General features: G+C 71.1%; 20 protein-coding genes. 3 read left to right on the forward strand and 17 right to left on the reverse strand.

Annotated features, from left to right (window positions below):
* The first annotated feature begins 31 nt into the window (after positions 1-31).
* Entirely contained in the window at positions 32-1,564 is a 1,533-nt protein-coding gene (glpK, locus tag NMQ01_RS09920) for a glycerol kinase GlpK (RefSeq protein WP_255183775.1), read from the forward strand.
* On the opposite strand, the gene NMQ01_RS09925 is transcribed toward glpK, so the two are convergent.
* Entirely contained in the window at positions 1,565-1,876 is a 312-nt protein-coding gene (locus NMQ01_RS09925) for a hypothetical protein (RefSeq protein ID WP_255183776.1), read from the reverse strand. It abuts the gene before it with no gap.
* A gap of 152 nt (positions 1,877-2,028) precedes the next feature.
* On the opposite strand from NMQ01_RS09925, the gene NMQ01_RS09930 reads away from it, so the two are divergent.
* Positions 2,029-2,640, forward strand: coding sequence for a class I SAM-dependent methyltransferase (locus NMQ01_RS09930; RefSeq protein WP_255183777.1), 612 nt, complete (start codon positions 2,029-2,031; stop codon positions 2,638-2,640).
* Here the strand turns inward: NMQ01_RS09930 and NMQ01_RS09935 are convergent.
* The 6 genes from NMQ01_RS09935 to NMQ01_RS09960 form a co-directional block, all read right to left on the reverse strand.
* Positions 2,603-3,511, reverse strand: a complete 909-nt coding sequence (locus NMQ01_RS09935) for a hypothetical protein (RefSeq protein ID WP_255183778.1) — start codon at positions 3,509-3,511, stop codon at positions 2,603-2,605. The genes NMQ01_RS09930 and NMQ01_RS09935 overlap by 38 nt on opposite strands.
* Positions 3,512-3,552: 41 nt before the next feature.
* A complete protein-coding gene (gene ggt, locus NMQ01_RS09940) occupies positions 3,553-5,379 on the reverse strand; it encodes a gamma-glutamyltransferase (protein ID WP_255183779.1) in 1,827 nt (608 codons plus the stop codon).
* Between the two features lie 72 nt (positions 5,380-5,451).
* Positions 5,452-6,321 carry a diaminopimelate epimerase gene (gene dapF, locus NMQ01_RS09945; protein WP_255183780.1) on the reverse strand — a complete coding sequence of 290 codons (870 nt, stop codon included), beginning with the start codon at positions 6,319-6,321 and terminating at the stop codon, positions 5,452-5,454.
* Positions 6,318-7,253: a tRNA (adenosine(37)-N6)-dimethylallyltransferase MiaA gene (gene miaA, locus NMQ01_RS09950; RefSeq protein ID WP_255183781.1), complete on the reverse strand. Its 936-nt coding sequence runs from the start codon at positions 7,251-7,253 to the stop codon at positions 6,318-6,320. Before miaA ends, dapF begins: the two co-directional genes overlap by 4 nt.
* On the reverse strand, positions 7,250-7,837 hold the full coding sequence (def, locus tag NMQ01_RS09955) for a peptide deformylase (RefSeq protein WP_255183782.1): 588 nt from the start codon (positions 7,835-7,837) through the stop codon (positions 7,250-7,252). Before def ends, miaA begins: the two co-directional genes overlap by 4 nt.
* A 161-nt stretch (positions 7,838-7,998) precedes the next feature.
* On the reverse strand, positions 7,999-8,565 hold the full coding sequence (locus NMQ01_RS09960; RefSeq protein WP_255183783.1) for a YceI family protein: 567 nt from the start codon (positions 8,563-8,565) through the stop codon (positions 7,999-8,001).
* Positions 8,566-8,756: 191 nt separating this feature from the next.
* Here NMQ01_RS09960 and NMQ01_RS09965 point away from each other — a divergent pair, with 191 nt between their 5' ends.
* The gene (locus NMQ01_RS09965; RefSeq protein ID WP_255183784.1) at positions 8,757-8,936 is read left to right on the forward strand and encodes an Rv0909 family putative TA system antitoxin; all 180 of its coding nucleotides are present in this window, start codon (positions 8,757-8,759) and stop codon (positions 8,934-8,936) included.
* Positions 8,937-9,023: 87 nt separating this feature from the next.
* Here NMQ01_RS09965 and miaB read toward each other — a convergent pair whose 3' ends face one another.
* The 10 genes from miaB to NMQ01_RS10015 form a co-directional block, all read right to left on the reverse strand.
* Positions 9,024-10,562 (reverse strand): tRNA (N6-isopentenyl adenosine(37)-C2)-methylthiotransferase MiaB, encoded by a 1,539-nt coding sequence (gene miaB, locus NMQ01_RS09970; protein WP_255183785.1) that lies wholly within the window; start codon positions 10,560-10,562, stop codon positions 9,024-9,026.
* Between the two features lie 55 nt (positions 10,563-10,617).
* On the reverse strand, positions 10,618-11,466 hold the full coding sequence (locus NMQ01_RS09975) for a transglutaminase family protein (protein ID WP_255183786.1): 849 nt from the start codon (positions 11,464-11,466) through the stop codon (positions 10,618-10,620).
* Positions 11,463-12,383, reverse strand: coding sequence for an alpha-E domain-containing protein (locus NMQ01_RS09980; protein ID WP_255183787.1), 921 nt, complete (start codon positions 12,381-12,383; stop codon positions 11,463-11,465). The genes NMQ01_RS09975 and NMQ01_RS09980 overlap by 4 nt, the downstream gene beginning before the upstream one ends.
* The gene (locus NMQ01_RS09985) at positions 12,383-13,930 is read right to left on the reverse strand and encodes a circularly permuted type 2 ATP-grasp protein (protein WP_255186356.1); all 1,548 of its coding nucleotides are present in this window, start codon (positions 13,928-13,930) and stop codon (positions 12,383-12,385) included. Before NMQ01_RS09985 ends, NMQ01_RS09980 begins: the two co-directional genes overlap by 1 nt.
* A 120-nt stretch (positions 13,931-14,050) precedes the next feature.
* Positions 14,051-14,653: a regulatory protein RecX gene (locus tag NMQ01_RS09990; protein ID WP_255183788.1), complete on the reverse strand. Its 603-nt coding sequence runs from the start codon at positions 14,651-14,653 to the stop codon at positions 14,051-14,053.
* 5 nt (positions 14,654-14,658) lie between these two features.
* On the reverse strand, positions 14,659-15,729 hold the full coding sequence (gene recA / locus NMQ01_RS09995; RefSeq protein WP_255183789.1) for a recombinase RecA: 1,071 nt from the start codon (positions 15,727-15,729) through the stop codon (positions 14,659-14,661).
* Positions 15,730-15,972: 243 nt separating this feature from the next.
* Positions 15,973-16,761, reverse strand: coding sequence for an ABC transporter permease (locus NMQ01_RS10000; RefSeq protein ID WP_255183790.1), 789 nt, complete (start codon positions 16,759-16,761; stop codon positions 15,973-15,975).
* Complete coding sequence (locus NMQ01_RS10005) at positions 16,758-17,591, reverse strand: ABC transporter permease (RefSeq protein WP_255183791.1); 834 nt, start codon at positions 17,589-17,591, stop codon at positions 16,758-16,760. Before NMQ01_RS10005 ends, NMQ01_RS10000 begins: the two co-directional genes overlap by 4 nt.
* Positions 17,591-18,565 (reverse strand): ABC transporter ATP-binding protein, encoded by a 975-nt coding sequence (locus NMQ01_RS10010; RefSeq protein ID WP_255183792.1) that lies wholly within the window; start codon positions 18,563-18,565, stop codon positions 17,591-17,593. Before NMQ01_RS10010 ends, NMQ01_RS10005 begins: the two co-directional genes overlap by 1 nt.
* A complete protein-coding gene (locus tag NMQ01_RS10015) occupies positions 18,562-18,816 on the reverse strand; it encodes a DUF3046 domain-containing protein (protein ID WP_255183793.1) in 255 nt (84 codons plus the stop codon). The genes NMQ01_RS10010 and NMQ01_RS10015 overlap by 4 nt, the downstream gene beginning before the upstream one ends.

An 18,816-nucleotide genomic window follows, 5' to 3' on the forward strand; every position in this document is an offset into this window, starting at 1 on the left:
TGCATGCAGCCAACCTGACAGGATGCCGCCCATGAGTGCTGCGACGACGTACGTGCTGTCCATCGACCAAGGGACGACGAGCACCCGGGCCATGGTCTTCGACCGCGAGGGACGGGTCGTCGCGAGCGACCAGATCGAGCACGAGCAGATCTTCCCGCGGGCCGGCTGGGTCGAGCACGACGCGCTGGAGATCTGGGGCAACACCCGCCGGGTCATCGGCGGGGCACTCGGCAAGGCCAACCTCAACAGCGGCCACATCGAGGCCGTCGGCATCACCAACCAGCGTGAGACGACCGTCGTGTGGGAGAAGGCGACCGGCCAGCCCATCCACCACGCGGTCGTCTGGCAGGACACCCGCACCCAGGGAATCGTCGACGAGCTCGCGGCCGACGGCGGGCTCGACCGCTTCAAGGAGGTCTGCGGGCTGCCGCTCGCGACCTACTTCGCCGGGCCCAAGATCGCGTGGATCCTCGACCACGTCGAGGGCGCCCGCGAGCGCGCCGAGGCTGGCGAGCTGCTCGCCGGGACGATGGACACCTGGGTGCTGTGGAACCTCACCGGCGGCGGCGAGAACGACGGCGTGCACGTCACGGACGTCACCAATGCCTCGCGCACGATGCTCATGGACCTGCGCACGCTCCAGTGGGACGAGGCGACCTGCGAGGCCATCGGGGTGCCGGTCCAGGTACTGCCGGAGATCCGCTCCTCGTCAGAGGTCTACGGCGAGTGCAAGCCCGGCGTCCTCAACGGCACGCCGATCGCGGGGATCCTCGGCGACCAGCAGTCCGCGACCTTCGGTCAGGCCTGCCTGACGCCGGGCACCGCCAAGAACACCTACGGCACCGGCAACTTCATGCTGCTCAACACCGGCACCGAGATCGTCTCCAGCGACAACGGCCTGCTGACGACGGTCTGCTACCAGCTCGGCGAGCAGGACGCGGTCTACGCCCTGGAGGGGTCGATCGCCGTGACCGGGTCGCTGATCCAGTGGCTGCGCGACAACCTCGGCTTCATCAAGGAGGCACCCCAGGTCGAAGCGCTCGCCTGCAGCGTCGAGGACAACGGCGGGGTGTACTTCGTGCCGGCCTTCTCCGGGCTCTTCGCCCCGCACTGGCGGCCAGACGCACGCGGCGCGATCCTCGGGCTGACCCGCTACGCCACGAAGGCCCACATCGCGCGTGCGGCGCTGGAGTCGACGGCCTACCAGACACGTGACGTGCTCGACGCGATGCAGGCCGACGCCGAGCGGGCTGGCGGGCGGCTGACCGAGCTCAAGGTCGACGGGGGGATGGTCGCCAACGACACGCTCATGCAGTTCCAGGCGGACATGCTCGGCGTCGACGTCGTGCGGCCGCAGATCGCCGAGACCACGGCCCTGGGTGCCGCCTACGCCGCCGGTTTGGCCGTCGGCTACTGGGAATCGACGGACGAGATCGTCGACAACTGGTCCGAGGGGAAGCGATGGTCGCCGGCGATGGACGAGGACGAGGTCGAGCGGCTGCACCGCAACTGGACCAAGGCCATCTCCAAGACCCTCGACTGGGTGGACGAGGACGTCGACTGATCAGGCGGCGAAGAGCTCACCGAGGCGCACCTCGAGGGGCGACCACAGCACGTCCGGGTGTGACACCTCCATCGGACCTGCAGGCGCCGGGCCGGTAGACACCTGCCCGATCGACCCACGGCCGTGACCGAGGGGTGGTGGGGCCAGGCTGCGGTACTCGACGCCGGTCGGGGTGCCGTGGACCACCTCATGGGGCCTCCCCCCGCCCGGATCGAGCCCGCTCGCCGCCAGCGACGCCGCCAGTGCGTCGGGCAAGCGCGCCTCACTGCTGGCGTCGCACTCGCCACTGCCCCGCACTGTCGTCTCGGTCATCGCGCCTCCTCACCCTGCCATCCATCGAACACCTGTTCGATAGATGGCAGGGTGAGCCAAGAACTGTCCCGCCGCAACCACCCCGGCCGAAGCACCCCCGTCGACAGCATCAGCCTGTCACCCACCACCGCCAGCGCACCTAGGGTTGTCCCGTGACCGACCACTACTTCACCGACTCCCCTGCCGCGACCGATGCCGAGCGACGCCCGCTGGATGTCACGCTCGCCGGCCGAGAGGTCACGGTGGAGACCGCAGGTGGCACCTTCTCCCCCACCGGTCTCGACAAGGCGACGGCGGTCCTGCTCGACGCGGTGCCCCAACCCCCCTCTGCCGCAGACCTGCTCGACATCGGCTGCGGCTGGGGCCCGATCGCCCTCACCCTCGCGCTCCGGGCCCCCGACGCCACGGTCTGGGCCGTCGACGTCACGGAGCGGGCGCTCGACCTCACCCGTCGCAATGCGGCCGCCCTCGGGCTGACCAACGTGCGGACCGCCCGTCCGGACGAGGTGCCGACGAATCTCCCCTTCGCCGCCATCTGGTCCAACCCGCCGATCCGCATCGGCAAGCCCGCCGTCCACGAGCTGCTGCGCACCTGGCTACCCCGCCTCGCGCCGGGAGCCGACGCTCACCTCGTCATCGGCAAGAACCTCGGCGCCGACGGCTACCAGCGCTGGATCAGCACCGAGCTGGGCCTGCCGACGGAGCGGGTCGGGTCGAGCAAGGGCTTCAGGGTCCTGCGGACCAGCCGGCCCGCGGCGGGTTGACCAGGTCTCCCTCCCAGGTGAGGTCGCTGTCCTCGTCGACCTCGAAGGCCTCGTAGCGGTCGTCCGTGAGCACCGCATCGACGAGTGCCCGGGAGCCGGCCACGATCGTGCTGTCCCAGTCGATCTCGGTCGCGACCACCCAGGAGCGGTCCGCAGGCCAGACGAGCTGCGGGAGCGGCCCGTCGAAGACCGACGTCCACCCGATGCCCGCCCGGTGCGGCCACGTCTCGTCGGCCAGCTCGTCGCAGCCGGTCGCCAACAGCACGTACTCGCGACCGGGAAGCTCCAGGAGCGGGCCGCGGCGCGCCGCCGTGGCGACATCGGAGGCGACCGAGGTCCGCTGCTCCTCGAGGTGACGCCGCATCCGTGCGTCGGCCTCCACCTCGGCGTCCGTGTCCGCGTCGCCGTCCTCCGCGCGCGCGTGGACCACGGTCGTGCCGCTGAGCTCGCTCCACCCCGCCCAGATGCCGACGACGAGCTGCTCGGGCGAGCGCGTGGCATCCCGCAGGTGCCCGGTCAGCCCGGCGAGCAGATCGACGTCCAGTGATCCGTCGCGCGACTTCCCGACCCGCCAGCCGTCGGCGAAGTCGACCCCCTGGTGGAGGTCCGCCAACCGGTTCCACTGGACGAGTGGGTGCATCGTCAGCCCCTGTCGGGCCGCCACGCGCGACCACGGCCAGCGCCCCTCCTCCAGCACCGGGTGCATGCCCCACCGGTCGGCGACCGTGAGGTCCTCACGGTGCACCGGTACCGGGTGCAGGATGCGGGCGTAGGCCTCGAAGCCCGCGCCCGCGACCCCTCCGACCCGCGCCCAGTCACCGACCCGCTCACGCAGCCAGGCGCCGCACGACACCTCCCTGATCACCTCCACACCGGGAGGCTACGACGGGTTATGCGCTGTGTGCTGCGGCGTCACCGGTCCTCGTCGACGACCATCGCCGACCCGCCACCGGCACGCGTCGGCTCGGCCGCGGCCTCGAGGTCGTCGAGCCCGTGGACCCGGATCCCCGTGGCATTGCCGATCCGGTCGACCTTCTTGGTCGCGTGGCCCAGCGAACGCAGGTAGTCACCGACGTCGCCGTCGGCGAGCGCCGGCTCGAGCTCGGTGGCCGCGCCGTTGCGCGAGGAGACCCGCGGCGCCGCGAGCGCGTCGCCGATGGCCATGTCGCGGTCGACGACCCCGCCGACGAGCTGGGCGACGGTCGTGATGATCGTCGCGCCGCCGGGGCTGCCGGCGGTCATCCACGGCTTGCCGTCCTCGAGGACGATGGTCGGGGCCATCGACGAGCGCGGCCGCTTGCCGGGACCGGGCAGGTTGGGGTCGGGCACCCCCTTCGTCACGGGCGTGAAGTTGAAGTCCGTCAGCTCGTTGTTGAGCAGGAACCCGTAACCCGGCACGACCATGCCGCTGCCGCCGTACTGCTCGATCGTCAGCGTGTAGGTCACGGTGTTGCCGTCCTTGTCGACAGCCGTGAGCGAGGTCGTGTGCTGGTCCTCCGACCCGACCGCGGTGGTGTCGGTCGAGGTCTGGCAGTCGCCGTAGGAGCCGTCCGGCTGGCCGAAGGGGACGGGGCGGGCCATCGCCGAGTCCTCACCGAAGAGGCACGAGCGCTCGTCGGCGAAATCCTGCGACAGCAGCTCGTCGGTCGGCACGTCGGGCACGTCGCCGACCCAGCGGTTGCGGTCGGCGAAGGAGGTCGCCGACGCCTCGGCGAACCAGTGCGCCCACTCCGCGTCGCTGAGGTCCTGGGTGCGCTTGCCGGTGCGCTCCTCGTATGACTCGAGCAGGTTGAGGATCTCGCCGACGGCGATGCCACCGGAGCTGGGCGCCGCCATGCCGTAGATGTCGAGGCCGCGGTGCTCGCTGTGCGTGGGCGCCTTGACCAGGGCCTTGTAGGAGCGCATGTCCGCCCGGGTCATCTCGCCCTTGGGCACCGTGACGCCGGGCGCGGTGCGCGGGTTGCGGGCGGTGTCGACGACCGCCTCACCGATCGCGCCGCGCTGCATCGCGTCGGCGCCGTGGGTGCGCAGCAGGCGATAGGTCTTGGCCAGGTCGGGGTTGCGCAGGACGGCGCCGACCTTGATCGGCTCGCCGCCGGGCAGGTAGATCTTCGCCGTGTCGGGGAACTTCGCGAAGCGCTCGGCGTTGTCGACCGTCGCGTCGTGGAAGGGCTGGTCGACGACGAAGCCCTTGCGCGCGGTGTTCTCGGCCGGCTTGAGCAGCTGGTTGAGCGACATCGTGCCGTAGCGCTCGGCGGCCATCTCCCAGGTCGCGGGCGTGCCCGGGACGCCCACGGAGAGACCGGAGTTGACGACGGTGTCGAAGTCCATCGCGCTCCCGTCGCTCTCGGTGAAGACCGTCTCGTCGAAGCTCGCGGGTGCCGTCTCCCGGCCGTCGATGGTCTCGACCTTGCCGGTCTTGGCGTCGTAGTGGACGAAGAAGCCACCACCGCCCGGCCCGGAGCTGTAGGGCTCGACGACCCCGACGGCGCCGGCCATCGCGACCGCTGCGTCGGCGGCATTGCCACCGCGCTCGAGCACGTCGATGCCGATCTGGCTGACGATCGGGTCGACGGAGGCGACCGCTCCGCCTCCGCCCCGCATGACGGGCACCTTGGGCAGGTCGTGGCCGACGGGCGGCGGGCCGGGGTCCGCCGTGGCGGTGCCCCCGGTGGCGGCGGTCAGGGCCAGGGCCCCGGCCGCGAGCGTGCTGATCAAGGTCGGTGTGGCGCGTCCCATGCATCCACGCTAGGTGTGATCGGCCTCACGCGCAGCGCGAGCCTCCCCGAGGACCACCCCGGACGAAGGGGGTCAGACGAGCGTCGTCGTCCCGTCGGCCACGAGCACCGCCGGGCCGGCGAGCTCCACCTCGCGGCCGGGCAGCAGGCGCACCCGCAGCGTGCCGCCGGGCACCTCGACGGTGTACTCGCTCGAGGCGTCGACGTCACCGGACCAGAAGGCGGTGCCGATCGCGGCGGCGCACACGCCGGTGCCGCACGAGCGGGTCTCGCCGACGCCGCGCTCGTGGACGCGCATCGAGATCCGGCCGGGGCCGAGCACCCGCACGAACTCGACGTTGCTGCCCTCGGACGGCACGGGGTTGACCGCCGGCGGGCGGCGCAGGCGCAGGCCGTTGAGGTTGACGTTGGGCGGCAGCGCCACGACGGTGTGCGGGTTGCCGAGGTCGAGCGAGAGCGCCGAGTAGGGCTCGGTGATGTCCTCGGCCTCCTCGACGTGGACGAGCGCGTCGAAGCCCTGCGCCTGGGCCTTCGCCTCATCGACGAAGCGCCATCGGCCCATGTGCGTCACGACCTGGTCACCCTCGAAGCGGATCCCCTTGAGCCCCGCCCGGGTGGCGATGCTGAACTCGTCGCCGACGAGCCCCTCGCGGCGCAGCCAGGTCGCGAAGACGCGCGTGCCGTTGCCGCACATCTGGGCCAGCGACCCGTCGTGGTTGCGGTAGTCCATGAACCACTCCGCCTCGCCGGCGAGAGCCCGGACCTCCTCCTCGGCGGCGTGCTCGGTGCGCACGACCCGGATGACGCCGTCACCGCCGATGCCGGCCTGCCGGTCGGCGAGGAGCGCGACCTGCGAGGGGGTGAGGTCGAGCTCGCCGTCGAGGTCGGGGACGAGGACGAAGTCGTTCTCGGTCCCATGGCCCTTGGTGAATCGCAGCGTCATGGGGTCCATTGTGTCGGACGCACCGCGAGCTCCAGCGCCCTGCTCCGCAGGTCGTGGGACGCGGCGTCGAGCCACTCCACGCGCGGGTCGGGCCGCAGCCACGACTCCTGCCGTCGGGCATAGCGTCGGGTGGCGCGGGCCGTGTCGGCGATCGCCTCCTCCCGCCCCCAGCGGCCGTCGAGCTCGCCGAGGGCCTGGGCGTAGCCGATGGCCCGCGAGGCGGTGCGGCCGCCGCGCAGCCCGGCGGCATCGAGCCGGCGGACCTCGTCGAGCAGGCCGGCCTCCCACATCGCGCGGGTGCGGCGGTCGATCCGGTCGGTCAGGGCGTCCCAGTCGTCGCGCAGCCCGATGACGAGCGAAGGGCGGCGGTAGCGCTTCGTGGGCGCTGTCGCCGAGAAGGGCCGGCCGGTGATCTCGACGACCTCGAGGGCGCGGATGATCCGCCGGATGTTGTTGGGCTCGATGGCCTCGGCGGCGGCCGGGTCGACCTCACGCAACCGATGACGAAGGGCGGCGCGCCCCCCTTCGTCCTGCGCCCGGTCCTCGAGCCGGGCCCGCACGGCGGGATCCGTCGGCGGGATGTCGAGGTGGTCGAGCGCGGCCCGCACGTAGAGGCCGGAGCCACCGGCGAGGACCGGGACGAGCCCGCGGTCGCGGATGTCGACGATCGCCGCCTCGGCCCGGGCCTGGAAGTCCGCGAGGGTGGCCTCGTCCGTGACGTCGAGGACATCGAGGAGGTGGTGCGGGATGCCGCGCCGCTCCCCCACCGGCAGCTTGTTGGTCCCGATGTCCATGCCGCGGTAGAGCTGCATGGCGTCGGCGTTGACCACCTCGCCGCCGAGCTGCTCCGCGAGGTCGAGCGCGAGGTCGGACTTGCCGGTGGCCGTGGCCCCGACGACGGCGACGACCTCGGGGCGGTGCGTCCCGCTCACTCCTCGTCGTCGTCGTGACCGAAGGGGTCCGGGCCCTCGCCCGGCATCCACGTCAGGCCGGCGACGCCCCAGCCCTCGGCCTTGATCGCCTTGCGGGCCTTCTTCTTCCACTTGTCGCCGAGGCGGTCGACGTAGAGGAAGCCGTTGAGGTGGTCGTACTCGTGCTGCATGCAGCGGGCGAACCAGCCGGTGGCCGAGAAGGAGATCTCGTTGCCGTCCCAGTCGTAGCCGCTCACCTCGGCCCGCTCACCACGCCGCAGCGGGTAGGAGTAGCCCGGCACGGACAGGCAGCCCTCGGACTCGTGGTCGCGGTCGGGCTCGCCGACGGCGGGCTTGCTCGCCTTGACGTAGGGGTTGATGACGTGGCCGAGGGCGGGGACGCCGTCGTCGTTGGCCATGCTCCACGTGAAGATCCGCAGCCCCACGCCGATCTGCGGCGCGGCCAGGCCGACGCCGTGCGCGGCCTCCTGGGTCTCGTACATGTCCTCGACGAGGGTGCGCAGCTCGGCGTCGAAGGTCGTGACCGGCTCCGAACGGGTGTGCAGGACCGGCTCGCCGCAGATGGTGATGGCGTGGATCGTCATGAGCGGCATCCTAGGTCGCCGCGCGGCGACCCACGGCACCCAGGACCGGCCGGCGGGCGGGCACGGGGAGACGCAGAGCGGCGCCGAGACCGGACAGGGGGTTCCGGTCCCGGCGCCGCCGGGGGTGTCCGGCGTCAGGGACGCCGGACGGTCTGTGGGCCTCAGGCCTGCTTGATGGCCGAGAGGTCGAGGGTGAGCGTGATCTTCTTCGAGACGAGGACGCCGCCGGTCTCGAGCGCGGCGTTCCAGGTCAGGCCGAAGTCCTCACGGTCGACGTCGGTGCGGGCGGTGAAGCCGGCGCGGACGTTGCCGAAGGGGTCCTGTGCGGTGCCCTCGTACTCGGCGGCCAGCTCGACCTGGCGGGTGACGCCCTTGATGGTCAGGTCGCCGACGAGGGTGAACTCCTCGCCCTTGACGTCCTTGATGCCCGTGCTGGCGAAGGTGATGACCGGGTTGTTCTCGACGTCGAAGAAGTCGGCCGACTTCAGGTGGCCGTCGCGGTCGGCGGAGCCGGTGTCGATCGAGGCGACCTGCATCGTGGCGTTCGCGGTCGAGGCGGCGAAGTCCTCGGCGACGGTGATCGTGCCCTCGAGCTCGCGGAAGTAGCCGCGGACCTTGGTGACCATCGCGTGGCGGGCGACGAAGCCGACCTCGGAGTGGCTGGCGTCGAGGACGTACGTGCCGGCGGCCAGGTCGGCGAGGGGGGTGATGGCGGTGGACTCGGTCATGTCGTGCTCCTTGGCGATCGGGGTGGTCTCTTGGTGCACCACTTACATTAGGGGCAATTGGTTGTCGTGTCAACTATTGGTTTTTCAACGAAATGTACACGCTACGCCGTCAGCGGTTGAAGCGCGCGGGCTGACGTGTTTGGCTGGACGTACGGCCCGTCACCGGGCAACCCGACACGAAGGAGAACACCATGGGGTTCGACGATCTGAAGGGCAAGGCGACCGACTCGCTGGGCGAGAACAGCGACAAGGTCGAGCAGGTGAGCGACCAGGGCCTCGACAAGGCCGGCGAGTTCGCCGAGGGCAAGGGTGCCAGCTCCGAACACGCCGACAAGGGCAAGGACTTCCTCGACGGCAAGATCGGCGAGTGAGGCTGCCTCACTGACAGCACGAAGGGGGCTGGTCACCGTGACGGTGACCAGCCCCCTTCGTCGTGCCCGGGTGGTGCGGTGGCGCTCTCAGGCCCCGCAGGCCGGGCCGGCGGTCGCCACCGGCGGCGGGGCGCCGACACTCGGCAGGCCCAGGCTCACCGCGGGCTTGGAGACGGTGCCCGCGGCAGCGCCCTCCTGCAGAGCCGCCCAGGCATCGCCGCCCGGCGTGCGGCGCACGCTGAAGACCCCGCCCTCGATCGCCGAGTCGGCGACGATGTGGTGCGGGGCGCCGTAGGTGACGCCGACGGTGACCATGTCACCGGGGCGCGGACGCTCGGCCTCGGGCAGGTCCTCGGGCAGGGCGAAGTGGACGAGGCGGTTGTCGGGGGCGCGCCCGCTGAGCCGGGCGGTCTCGCGGTCCTTGCGCCCCTCCCCCGTCGCGACCAGGACCTCGAGCTCGCGGCCCTCCTGCTCGCGGTTGCCCGCCCACGAGATCTCGTCCTGCAGGGCGACGAGCCGCTCGTAGCGCTCCTGGACGACCTCCTTGGGCACCTGGTCGTCCATCGTCGCCGCCGGGGTACCGGGGCGGATCGAGTACTGGAAGGTGAAGGCCGAGGAGAAGCGGGACTCGCGCACGACGCGCAGGGTCTCCTCGAAGTCGGCGTCGGTCTCGCCGGGGAAGCCGACGATGATGTCCGTCGTGATCGCCGCGTCGGGGATGCGCTCGCGCACCCGGTCGAGGATGCCGAGGAAGCGCTCGGAGCGGTAGCTGCGACGCATGGCCTTGAGCACGCGGTCGGATCCGGACTGCAGCGGCATGTGCAGGCTCGGCATGACATTGGGCGTCTCGGCCATCGCGTCGATGACGTCGTCGGTGAAGGCGGCGGGGTGCGGGCTGGTGAAGCGCACCCGCTCCAGGCCGTGGATGTCGCCGCAGGCCCGCAGCAGCTTGCCGAAGGCGAGCCGGTCGCCGAACTCGACGCCGTAGCTGTTGACGTTCTGGCCCAGGAGGGTGACCTCGACGACGCCCTGCGCGACGAGCGCCTCCACCTCGGCGAGGATCTCGCCGGGACGGCGGTCCTTCTCCTTGCCCCGCAGCGCCGGGACGATGCAGAAGGTGCAGGTGTTGTTGCACCCGACGGAGATCGAGGTCCAGCCCGAGTAGGCCGAGTCACGGCGGGTCGGCAGGGTCGAGGGGAAGGTCTCGAGGGCCTCGAGGATCTCGACCTGCGCCTCCTCGTTGTGCCGCGCGCGGTCGAGCAGCGCGGGCAGGCTGCCGATGTTGTGCGTGCCGAAGACGACGTCGACCCACGGGGCGCGCTCGACGATCGTCGCGCGGTCCTTCTGCGCCATGCAGCCGCCGACGGCGATCTGCAGGTCGGGGTTGCGCTGCTTGAGCGGGCGCAGCTGGCCGAGGTTGCCGTAGAGCTTGTTGTCCGCATTTTCGCGCACCGCACAGGTGTTGAAGACGACGACGTCGGCCACCTCACCGCGCTCGTCGGCGGGCAGGCTCGCGAGGTCGACGTACCCGGCGGTCTCGAGGAGGCCGGCGAGCCGCTCGGAGTCGTGCACGTTCATCTGGCACCCGTGGGTGCGCACGTCGTAGGTCTTGGCAGTCGCAGTCATGACCCGACAAGGGTACGTCGGGACGAAGGGGGTGCCCCACCCCCTTCGTCCGTCGTCACCCGATGCGGGTGTAGGTGATGTCGAGCTCGAGGTCGGTGACCTGCGGGCCGACGAACATGCCGCGGAAGGGCGCGACGTCGTCGTAGTCGCGGCCACGGCCGACGACGACGTGGTCGAGGCCGACCGGCCCGAGGTTCGTCGGGTCGATCGGGTGCCAGCCGCGGTCCCACAGCTCGATCCACGCGTGGTTGCGCGCCGGCACCGTCGTGCCGCGCTCGATCTCGGCCTCGTCGACGGTGAGGTAGCCGCTGACGTAGCGGGCCGGGACCTCGATGGCGCGCAGCGCACCGAGGACGACGTGGGCGAAGTCCTGGCAGACGCCGCGGCGACCCTCCCAGACGTCGGCCGCCGTCGCCTGCCACCCGGTGATGCCGCGCTCGTAGGTCATCGCGTCGTGGATCCGCTGGACGATGTCCATCGCCGCCTGGCGCGGGGTCGCGGCATCGGCGAACTCCTGCGCGAGGGCGACGACCTGCGCCGGCGGCTCGGTGCGGCCGGTCTGCGCGAGGTACTCGCTCAGCCGGTCACGGGTGGACTCCTCACGCACGGCGCCCCAACCGCTCGCCTCGACGTGCACGGGCAGCTCGGAGCGCTCGACCGTGCTCGTCGCCTCGATCTCGAGGACGTCGTGCGGGGTCTGCGACTCCATCGCCATGACCTGGGTGCCCCAGTGGTCCTCGTAGACATGGCTCCACGTGAGGGGCTTGACCCGCACGCGCGCCTCGAGGGTCGCCTGGCCGGGCTCGGTGACCGGGATCATCCGCAGCTCGTTGTGCGCTGCGGTGACCTCGCCGTCGTAGCGCATCATCGTGCGGTGGACGATGCGGTGTCGCCTGGTGCTCAAAGGATCTCTCCCGTCCACTCCTGGACCGGCGCCGACATGAAGTAGCGCGCGCCGATCGCGTCGGATGCCTCCACGACTGCGTCCTGGACCTCCTGCATGCGCCCGTGGAGGTCCTGCAGCACCGAGTCGGGGTTGCTGAACTCCAGCGAGGTGCGGGCCTGCCCGAGGATGCGTCGGGCCTCGTCGGAGAAGCCGACCCGGTCGTCGTCGGGCGAGAGGACCGTCAGGCGCTCCTCCGCCTCGCGCAGGGCCGCGATGACCGAGCGCGGGAAGCGTCGGTCGAGGGTGAGGAAGGCCGCGGCCGTGCGATCGGTGACGACGCCGCGCATCGTGCGCAGCATCGCCTGCTGGGCACCGCAGCTGGCGAGGACCGAGCCCCACCCGGGGCCGAAGTCGCTCGCGCCCGTCGCCACGAGCCGGGCCGTCATGTCGGCCCGCTCGAGAGCGCGACCGAGGACGAGGAAGTCCCAGGCGTCGTCGTGGCTCATCGTCGTGTCGGCCAGCCCGTCGACGAGGGCCGAGCGCTCGCGGACGTAGCCCAGGTGGTGCTGGGTGGCGGGGCCGCGGCGGAAGGAGTTGAACCGGTGGTAGGTCGTGTTGATGGCCTCCCACATCTCGGTGGAGACCGTCTCGCGGGCCCGCCGCGCGTTCTCGCGGGCCGCGTGCCACGAGCCGGTGACCGAGTTGGGGTTCGTCGCGTCGAAGACGAGCATGCGGCTCGTCCCCTCGTAGTCGACCTCGCCCACGTCGTCGTAGCCCATGATCCCGCGCAGCACCATCGTGCAGGCGGTCTGCTCGTCGGCGGCCGGGTCCTCGAGCAGCTGCAGGCGCAGCACGTCGACGATCCGGGCCGTGCCGTCGGCGCGCTCGACGTAGCGACCGATCCAGAAGAGCGAGTCGGCGATCCGGCTGAGCATCAGATGCCCTCCTCGTCCTCGTGCTGGTCCTGCGTCTGGGTCTGGCTCTGCGTCTGGCCCTGGGTCTGCACGTCACCCCGCTCGTGCGAACCGGAGCCGGTGCCGAGGAAGATCACCTCGCGCTCCTCCATGTCGTGGGGCAGACGGTTGTAGCGGCCGGCGAGCACCCAGGTGTCCTTGGAGCCGCCGCCCTGGCTGGAGTTGACGACGAGCTGCCCCTCGGGCAGCGCGACCCGGGTCAGGCCACCGGGCAGGACCTCGACGTCCTGGCCGTCGTTGACGGCGAAGGGGCGCAGGTCGACGTGGCGCGGGCGCAGCTGACCGTCGATGAGCGTCGGCACCGTCGAGAGCTGGACGACCGGCTGGGCGATCCACCCACGCGGGTCGTCCTGCAGCTTGCCCCGCAGCTCGTCGAGCTCGGCTCCGGTGGCCTTGGGCCCGATGACCAGGCCCTTGCCACCCGAGCCGTCGACGGGCTTGACGACCATCTCGTCGAGGCGAGCGAGCACCTCCTGCAGCGCGTCGGGCTCGTTGCACCGGTAGGTGTCGACGTTGGGCAGGATCGGGTCCTCGTCGAGGTAGTAGCGGGTCAGGTCCGGCACGTAGGAGTAGACGAGCTTGTCATCGGCCACGCCGTTGCCGATGGCATTGGCCAGGGTGACCCGGCCGGCCCGCACTGCCGAGATGAGCCCGGTGACGCCGAGCATCGAGTCGCGGCGGAAGTGCACCGGGTCGAGGAAGTCGTCGTCGATGCGTCGGTAGATGACGTCGACGCGCTCCTCGCCGTGGGTCGTGCGCATGCGCACCTCGCCGCCGCGCACGACGAGGTCACGTCCCTCGACGAGCTCGACTCCCATCATCCGGGCGATGAGGGTGTGCTCGAAGTAGGCGCTGTTGTAGACGCCCGGGGTGAGCACGACGACCGTGGGGTTGGCCCGGCCCTCGGGAGCCGAGGCCCGCAGCGCGCGCAGCAGCATGCGGGGGTAGTCGTGGACCGGCCGGATGCGCATCGTCGCGAAGGCCTCGGGGAAGACATTGGTCATCGCCCGGCGGTTGGCGATGACGTAGGAGACGCCCGAGGGCACGCGCACGTTGTCCTCGAGGACGCGGAAGGTGCCCTCCTCGTCGCGGATGAGGTCGATGCCGCTGACGTGGGCGCGCACGCCACCCGGCGGCCGCAGCCCCGTGACCGCGCGGTGGTAGTGGCTCGAGGTGGAGATCAGCTTCCACGGGACGATGCCGTCCTCGACCGCCCGCGGCAGCCCGCTCGGCCGGCTGTAGATGTCGTCGAGGAAGGCCTCGAGGACCTTGACCCGCTGGGCCACGCCCTCCTCGACCGTGTGCCAGGCCTCGGCGTCGATGACGCGCGGCACCGCGTCGAGCGGGAAGGGCCGCTCCTCACCGGCGTGGTCGAAGGTCACGCCCTGCTCGAAGAACATGCGGGCCAGCGCGTCGGCCCGCTCCTTGAGCTCGTCGGGCGCCATCGCGCGCAGCGTGTGGTGGATCGGCTTGTAGGGCTGCCTGGGATCGCCCGCGTCGTCGAGCATCTCGTCCCACGCCGCACCGCGTGCGTATGTCCCGAAGAGAGAGTCGCTGTCAGTCACGACGCCCACCCTACGCACGCGACACCCCCTGTGGTGCGCACCCGAAGCCCCCGGCCGGGGCTGCTAGTCCCGCTGGTGCTCCGGCTGCGAGTCGAGGGCCTCGGTGATGACCACCCGGGCGACGTCGTGGCCATAGCCCTTGCGGGCGAGCAGGCCCGCCAGACGCCGGGTCTGGGTGGCCCGGTCCAGCCCGTGCATGGTGCGCAGCTTCTTCGCGACGAGCTCGTGCGCGCGGGCCCGCTCGGCCTCCGGGTCGACGTCCTCGAGCACCGAGGCGGCGAGCTCCTCGTCGACACCGCGCTTGCGCAGCTCGTGCGACAGGGCCCGTCGGGCGAGCCCACGGCCGGCCTGCTGGGAGCGCACGAGCGCCTGGGCGTAGGCCTCGTCGTCGACGAGACCGACCTCCTCGAAGCGGTCGAGGACCTCGCTCGCGACATCGGGCGGGCAGCCCTTGCGGGTCAGGGCGTCCTGCAGCTGCTTGCGGCTCTTGGGCGCGCCGGTCAGCTGACGCAGGACGACGGCTCGCGCGACCGCGTGCTCGTCGGCCTCGGGGTCAGCCTGCGGCCCCTGCGGGTCGGGCGGCGGGACGGACTCGATGGCGGAGACCGCCGCGCGCAAGCTCTCGAGCTGGCCCGCGGCGGTCTCGTCGTCGTGACGCTCCGGCATGACGATCAGAAGTCGACCGGGACCTCGGCCGGGGCCTCCTCCTCGACCTCCGGCTGCACGCCGATGCCGAGCTTCGTCTTGATCTTGGACTCGATCTCCTCGCCGAGCTGGGGGTTGTCCTTGAGGAACTTGCGGGCATTTTCCTTACCCTGACCCAGCTGGTCGCCCTCGTAGGTGTACCAGGCACCGGCCTTGCGGATGAAGCCGTGCTCGACGCCCATGTCGATCAGCCCGCCCTCGCGGGAGATGCCCTGGCCGTAGAGGATGTCGAACTCCGCCTGCTTGAAGGGCGGGGAGACCTTGTTCTTCACGACCTTGACGCGGGTGCGGTTGCCGACCGGCTCGGTGCCGTCCTTGAGCGTCTCGATGCGGCGGACGTCGAGACGGACCGAGGCGTAGAACTTCAGCGCCTTGCCACCGGTGGTCGTCTCGGGCGAGCCGAACATGACACCGATCTTCTCCCGGAGCTGGTTGATGAAGATCGCCGTCGTGCCCGAGGAGTTGAGCGCACCGGTGATCTTGCGCAGCGCCTGGCTCATCAGGCGGGCCTGCAGACCGACGTGGCTGTCACCCATCTCGCCCTCGATCTCGGCGCGGGGCACGAGCGCCGCGACGGAGTCGATGACGATGATGTCGAGCGCGCCCGAGCGGATGAGCATGTCGGCGATCTCGAGCGCCTGCTCACCCGTGTCCGGCTGGCTGACGAGGAGGGCGTCGGTGTCGACACCCAGCTTCTTGGCGTACTCGGGGTCGAGCGCGTGCTCGGCGTCGATGAAGGCGGCGATGCCGCCGGCCCGCTGGGCGTTGGCCACCGCGTGCAGGGCGACGGTCGTCTTACCGGAGGACTCCGGGCCGTAGACCTCGACGACGCGGCCGCGGGGCAGGCCGCCGATGCCGAGCGCGACGTCGAGGGCGATCGCACCGGTCGGGATGACCGCGATCGGGGGACGCACGTCGTCACCCAGACGCATGACCGCGCCCTTGCCGTGGGCCTTCTCGATCTGGCCCATGACGTTGTCGAGGGACTTGAGCTTCTGCTCGTGGAGCTTGCTGTCGATGGCGGTGACCTCAGCCATGCCACACCTTCCTTGTCATCGTGTCGTGCGCGTCCACCGGCGACCAGGTCCCACACGGTCGGACGTGTCGTGCTGTCTGGTCAGACGCTAGGAGCCGCCACCGACAACCGTCCGCAGCTGCCGTGGGGCTGTGGACACCGGCGCTGCCGGTCGGGCACCTGTGGACGACACTACCGAACACCTGTTCGAGACATGGGAGGTGACGCGCCGACACGCCGCGCACTCCTCCCCTTCGTCCCTACGTCAGGACCGCAGGAGGGTCTCGATCCGCCGCGAGGTCGCCCAGATACCCACCGCACCGAGGACGACGAGGTAGGCGACGTGCCACAGCAGGCCCCACCCGACCTCGCCGAGCATGAGCCCGCGCTCGAGCGCGACCCCGTGGTAGAGCGGCGTCGCCTGGACGATCGGCTGCGCCCACCCCGGATAGGTCGCGAGCGGGAAGAAGGTCGCCGAGAGCAGGAAGAGCGGCTGGATGACGAGCATGACCCAGTCGAAGTCGACCCACGAGCGCATGAAGGTCGTCGCGAACATGCCGACGGCCGAGAAGGCCAGCCCGATGAAGACCGCCGCGGGCACCGCGAGGAGCGACCACCACGACTCGACGACGCCGACCGCGAGCGCCACGAGGTAGAAGACGAGCGCGTAGACCCCGCCCCGGATGAGCGACCAGACGACCTCGCCGACGGCGATGTCGCGCGGGCCGAGCGGTGTCGCGAGCATCGCGTCGTAGATGCGGGCGTAGCGCAGCTTGAAGAAGACGTTGAAAGTCGAGTCCATGATCGCGCCGTTCATCGCCGACGCGGCGAGCATGGCGGGCGCGACGAAGGCCGCGTAGCCGACCTCCTGCCCGCCGTCGGTCACGACGACGGGCACGAGCGACCCGACCCCGATGCCGAGGGAGAGCAGGTAGAAGACCGGTTCGGCGAAGCCGGTGACGAAGGCGGCCCACTGGCGCCGGAAGCCGACGACATTGCGCTCGACGACCGAGCGCCACATCGCCAGGCCGGGCGTGAGGACACCGGTGCTCACGAGACGAGCCTGCGGGTCATGCCGGTGCGGGCGTAGACCCAGCCGGCGCCGACGAAGAGCACGAGCACCGCCAGGTGCACGAGGTCGACGGGGGCGAAGCTCCCGTGGGCCGCGGCCCGGCACAGCTCCACGCCGTGCCACAGCGGGGTCACCCAGGCGAGTACCTCGAGGACCAGCGGCAGGCGCTCGACGGGGAAGAAGGCGCCCGAGAAGAGCATGAGGGGCGTGATGACGAGGCGGTAGACGACGTTGAAGGCGGAGTCCCCCTTCGCCCGGGCCGTGAAGCCGAAGAGCGGTACCGCGAAGGCCAGCGTCACGAGGACCCCGATCGGCACGGCGAGCAGCACCCACCACGACGTGAAGCTGCCGAAGAGCGCGGCGACGAGCACGAAGGCGGCCGCGGCGAACCCGCCCTGCGCGGCGATGACGCCGAGGTGACCGAGGAGGAGGTCGCTCACGGTGAGCGGGGTGGCGAGCATCGAGTGGTACATGCGGTTCCACGTGAAGAGCCCGTAGACCGGGTAGGTCGACTCGCTCACCGCGGTCATCATCGCCTGCACCGCGATCATCGCCGGCGCCACGAAGAGCAGGTAGGGCACGCCGTCGACCCCGCCGGACGCGTCGTCGACGAGCGAGCCGAGCCCGATCCCCATGGCCAGCAGGAAGAGCAGCGGCATGACGAAGCGGCTGAAGACCGACCCCATCCACGTACGCCGGTAGACGAGACCGAAGTAGCCGGCCACCGCCGCCACCCGCTCCGCCGGACGAAGGGGGGACCGCTCGCCGTGCACGTGGCGCCCGGTGGGGGCCGTCGTCTCCACGGTCGCCATCAGTCGACGAGGGTGCGGCCGGTGAGGTGGAGGAAGACGTCCTCGAGGCTGGAGCGCCGCACGATCGAGGAGACCGGCTGCAGACCGCGGGCGTGGACCGCCTCGAGGGCACCGTCACCGTGGTCGGTGTAGACGAGCAGGCGGTCGGGCAGGGCCTCGACGCGCTCGCCGACGCCCTCGACGAGGTCGGCGGCGTGCAGGTGGTCGTCGACCGGCAGGCGCAGCTCGAGCACCTCTCGCGTGGAGTGGGTCTCGATGAGCGAGCGAGGTGAGCCCTCGGCGACGATCCGGCCACGGTCCATGACGACGAGTCGGTCGCACAGCTGCTCGGCCTCGTCCATGTAGTGCGTCGTGATGATGAGCGTGACGCCCTGGCGCTTGAGGCGGAAGAGCCGGTCCCAGAGCACGTGCCGGGCCTGCGGGTCCAGGCCGGTCGTCGGCTCGTCGAGCAGGAGGATCTCGGGGTTGTTGATGAGCGAGCGGGCGATCGTCAGGCGACGCTTCATGCCGCCGGAGAGCGGCTCGACCTTGTCCTTGCGCCGCTCGGTGAGCTGGGCGAAGTCGAGCAGCTCGTCGGCGCGCTCGCGGATCACCTTGCGCGGCAGGCCGAAGTAGCGGCCGTAGACATGCAGGTTCTCCTCGACGGTGATCTCCTCGTCGAGGTTGTCCTGCTGCGGGCAGTTGCCCAGGCGCGCGCGCACCGCGGCGCCGTCGGTCACCGGGTCGAGGCCGAAGATCCGCAGGTCTCCCCCGGTCGGCGGCGAGGTCGCGGCGACCATCTTCATCGTCGAGGACTTGCCGGCGCCGTTGGGGCCGAGGAAGCCGAAGGACTCACCACGGGTGACCTCGACGTCGATGCCGTCGACCGCGGTGAAGTCGCCGAAGGTCTTGGTCAGGCCGGAGGCGCTCAGCAGGACGTCGGAACCACCCCGCTGGTCGAGGTGCGAGGCACGAGCCTCGAGACCACCGCTCACTCCGGCACCTCGTTGGCGATCTCGGGCGGGACGGGCATCGGCTCGCGGTCGACCCCGAGCCGGCGGTGCGTCGGGATGTCGAGGTCCTCGCACAGGGCCTCCCACACGAGGCGAGGGGACTCCCCTTCGTCCAGGGCGGCGGCGACCGTGCGGTCACCGAGCGCCTGGACCACGTGGCCTCGCGCCAGCGTGTGGGCATAGGCCTGCCCGAACTCGTCCTCCATGAGGGTCCAGAAGTGACTCAGCCGCAC

Origin of the sequence: Janibacter sp. CX7 (genome assembly GCF_024362365.1) — a bacterium.
Taxonomy (GTDB): domain Bacteria; phylum Actinomycetota; class Actinomycetes; order Actinomycetales; family Dermatophilaceae; genus Janibacter.